The following is a 3,173-nucleotide window of genomic DNA, read 5'->3' as shown; positions in this document are numbered from 1 at the left end:
GCGCAGCTGGTGCTGGCCAACCGCAGCGTCGACAAGGCACGGGCGCTGGCGGCACGCCATGCCGCGCCGGCGCGCGGCGCCGATGTCGAGCTGCGCGCCACCGGCCTGGCCGACTGCGGCGAGGCCTTCGACGTTGTCGTCAACGCCAGCGCGAGCAGCCTGCAAGGCGCCGAGGTGCCGGTGTCGCCGCGCGTGCTGCGTGCCGGCACGCTGGCGCTGGACATGATGTACGGCCCGGCCGCGGCCGGCTTCATCGGCTGGGCGGCACGGCACGGCGCGGTCGGCCGCGACGGGCTGGGCATGCTGGTCGAGCAGGCCGGCGAGGCGTTCTTCGTCTGGCGCGGCGTGCGGCCGGACACCGCGCCGGTGCTGGCCGAGCTGCAGGCCCGGCTGTCCGCAACCGCCACATGAAGAACGCGGTCCGACAGATCGCGCGGCTGATCGCGCTGCTGGTGCTGTCGGTGCTCGCGCTGCAGCTGTACTTCCTCGCGCGCGTCGCGCTGATGGCCGTCGTCGATCCGCAGTCGACCACCTTCCAGCGCTCCGAGGCCTGGCGGCTGCTGACCGAGCAGCACCAGATCCTGTGGAGCCAGGAGTGGCAGCCCTACGACCACATCGCCGACACGCTGAAGCGGGCGGTGATCGCGTCGGAGGATGCCGGCTTCACCGAGCACAGCGGCGTCGAATGGGATGCGGTCGAGAAGGCCTGGGAGAAGAACCAGCGGGCCGAGGCGCGGGCCGAGCGGATCAACGAGCGCATCGAGCAGCGGCCGGCCAAGGCGCGCGCCACGCCAGCGCGGCGTGCCGAGCCGAAGATCATCGGCGGCTCGACGATCACGCAGCAGCTCGCGAAGAACCTGTTCCTCGGCAGCGAACGCAGCCTGCCCCGCAAGGCGCAGGAGTTCGTCATCACCTTCATGCTGGAGGCGCTGCTGTCGAAGCAGCGCATCCTCGAGATCTACCTGAACAACGTCGAATGGGGCGAAGGCGTGTTCGGCGCGCAGGCCGCGGCGCGGCACTACTTCCGCGTCGACGCGGCCCGGCTCGCACCGGCGCAGGCCGCGCGCCTGGCGGTGATGCTGCCGGCGCCGAAGCGCTTCGAGAAGCGGCCGGGCTCGCCGTACGTGGTCGGCCGGGCCGGCACGGTCGTGTCGCGCATGGGGGCGGTCGACCTTCCCTAGAATCCCCCGATGCCCTCCGACCTCAGTACTGAACTCGCCAGCGCGGCCGCCCGGCTGATCGTCGAGGAGGGCATGGAGTACGGGCCGGCCAAGCGCCGCGCCGCGCGCGACCTCGGCAAGCGCGGCACGCGGCAGGTCGACCTGCCCGACAACGACCAGGTCGAGGACGAGGTCCGGGCCTACATCGCACTCTTCTGCGCCGACACCCAACCCGCCGAATTGCGCGCGTTGCGCGAGGTGGCGCTGCTGTGGATGGAGCGGCTGCAGGAATTCCGCCCGCATTTGTATGGCGCCGTCTGGCGCGGCACCGCGACGCGGCTCAACAGCGTGCGGCTGGAACTGTTCTGCGACGACTCGAAGCAGGCCGAACTCGCGCTGATCGACCGGCGCGTCGACTACGACGTCGGCAGCCTCGATGGCCCGCGCGGCGAGCAGATCGACGTGCTGACCGTCAGCAGCCCGAGCGCCGCACTCGGCGAGGAAGTGACCGTGCACCTGACCATCCTGGACCGCGACGACCTGCGCGGTGCGCTGAAACCCGACAGCCGCGGCCGCAGCGAACGCGGCGATCTGGCCGGATTGCGTCGGCTGCTGGCATCGGACGAGGGGGCCGCATGAACCGTCGCCATGCATTGACGATCGGCGTCGCCGGCATCGCACTGGCCGCCGGTGCCGGTTTCGGCTGGTGGCGCGAACGCAGCAACGCCCTGCCCGAAGCCGAACGGGCGCTGTGGGATTTGCAGTTCGACCGGCCCGAAGGCGGCTCGCTGCCGCTGGCCGGACTGCGCGGCCAGCCGCTGCTGCTGAACTTCTGGGCCACCTGGTGCGCGCCTTGCGTCAAGGAGATGCCGCTGCTCGACGCCTTCCAGCGCAGCCACCAGCCGGCCGGCTGGCGCGTGGTCGGCCTGGCGGTCGACAGCCCGACCCCGGTCCGGGAGTTCCTGAAGAAGGTGCCGGTGAGCTTCCCGGTCGGCCTGGCCGGTCTGACCGGCGTCGACCTGGCCCGCTCGCTCGGCAACGAGCGCGGCGGGCTGCCGTTCAGTGCCGTCTTCGGCCGCGATGGGCGCATCATCGCGCGCAAACTGGGCAGCATCGGCGAGCAGGACCTGGCCGCCTGGGTGCAACAGCTCGGCTGAGGGGCCGCCGGGTTCCATTCGGCCGAGATTTTTCTATATTGCAGTCTTCGGCCCCTAAAGCGCGTAAAGTTCAGCCTTCGCAAAATTCCGGGCCGCCCACTCCAGGCACCCGATCCGCGTTTCATGCACATCCTGGTCCTGCACGGCCCGAACCTGAACCTGCTCGGCACACGCGAGCCGGAGGTCTATGGCGCGACGACTTTGGCGCAGATCGATGCCGATCTCGCAGAGATCGCGTCGCAGGCCGGTTCGACGCTGGTGAGCTTCCAGAGCAACCATGAAGGCGCGCTGATCGACCGCGTGCACGCCGCGCGGCTCGACGGCACGCAGTTCATCCTGATCAACCCGGGCGCGCTCACGCACACCAGCGTCGCGTTGCGCGATGCGCTGGCCGGCGTCGCGATCCCGTTCATCGAAGTGCACCTGTCGAACGTGCACCGGCGCGAAGCCTTCCGCCACCATTCCTATTTCTCGGACCTGGCCGACGGCGTGATCGTCGGCCTGGGCGCAGACGGCTATGCCTGCGCCCTGCGCCACGTGCTGCAGCGTGACGCGAAGCGCCCTCCCCAGCGGACGGCCTGACCCCACGGCGCCAACGGTCCGATCGACCGCGGGCGCCCGACAACAACGACGACAGAAGTTGGAGAACCCATGGACCTGCGCAAACTGAAGACCCTGATCGATCTCGTGTCCGAATCGAACATCTCTGAACTGGAGATCACCGAGGCGGACGGCAAGGTCCGGATCGTCAAGGCCGACCCGACCCTCGTCGCGGCAGGCCCGGTGGCCTACGCCGCCCCGGTGCTGGCCCCGGCCGCTGCCGCTGCGCCCGCCGCGCCGGTGGCCGCCGCCCCTG

5 protein-coding genes and 1 pseudogene are annotated in these 3,173 nt (G+C 70.6%); all 6 read left to right on the top strand.

Going from position 1 to position 3,173, the window contains the following annotated elements; translation table 11 throughout:
• Positions 1–411 (top strand): annotated as a pseudogene (gene aroE / locus AC1D1T_RS31375) (shikimate dehydrogenase); the annotation flags it as partial.
• Positions 408–1,181: a transglycosylase domain-containing protein gene (locus tag AC1D1T_RS31370; RefSeq protein WP_477829098.1), complete on the top strand. Its 774-nt coding sequence runs from the start codon at positions 408–410 to the stop codon at positions 1,179–1,181. The pseudogene aroE and the gene AC1D1T_RS31370, both read left to right, overlap by 4 nt.
• Positions 1,182–1,190: 9 nt before the next feature.
• Positions 1,191–1,799 carry a hypothetical protein gene (locus AC1D1T_RS31365; RefSeq protein WP_477844001.1) on the top strand — a complete coding sequence of 203 codons (609 nt, stop codon included), beginning with the start codon at positions 1,191–1,193 and terminating at the stop codon, positions 1,797–1,799.
• On the top strand, positions 1,796–2,317 hold the full coding sequence (locus tag AC1D1T_RS31360; RefSeq protein ID WP_477829119.1) for a TlpA family protein disulfide reductase: 522 nt from the start codon (positions 1,796–1,798) through the stop codon (positions 2,315–2,317). Before AC1D1T_RS31365 ends, AC1D1T_RS31360 begins: the two co-directional genes overlap by 4 nt.
• Positions 2,318–2,440: 123 nt before the next feature.
• A complete protein-coding gene (gene aroQ, locus AC1D1T_RS31355) occupies positions 2,441–2,899 on the top strand; it encodes a type II 3-dehydroquinate dehydratase (RefSeq protein ID WP_047506636.1) in 459 nt (152 codons plus the stop codon).
• A gap of 69 nt (positions 2,900–2,968) precedes the next feature.
• A partial coding sequence (locus tag AC1D1T_RS31350; RefSeq protein WP_490363536.1) for a DUF8684 domain-containing protein occupies positions 2,969–3,173 on the top strand: 205 nt, incomplete at its 3' end.

The organism is Rhizobacter sp. P2_H3 (genome assembly GCF_056403355.1).
The sequence above is the reverse complement of the archived record's forward strand: the minus strand, read 5'-3'. Positions and strand labels throughout refer to the sequence as shown.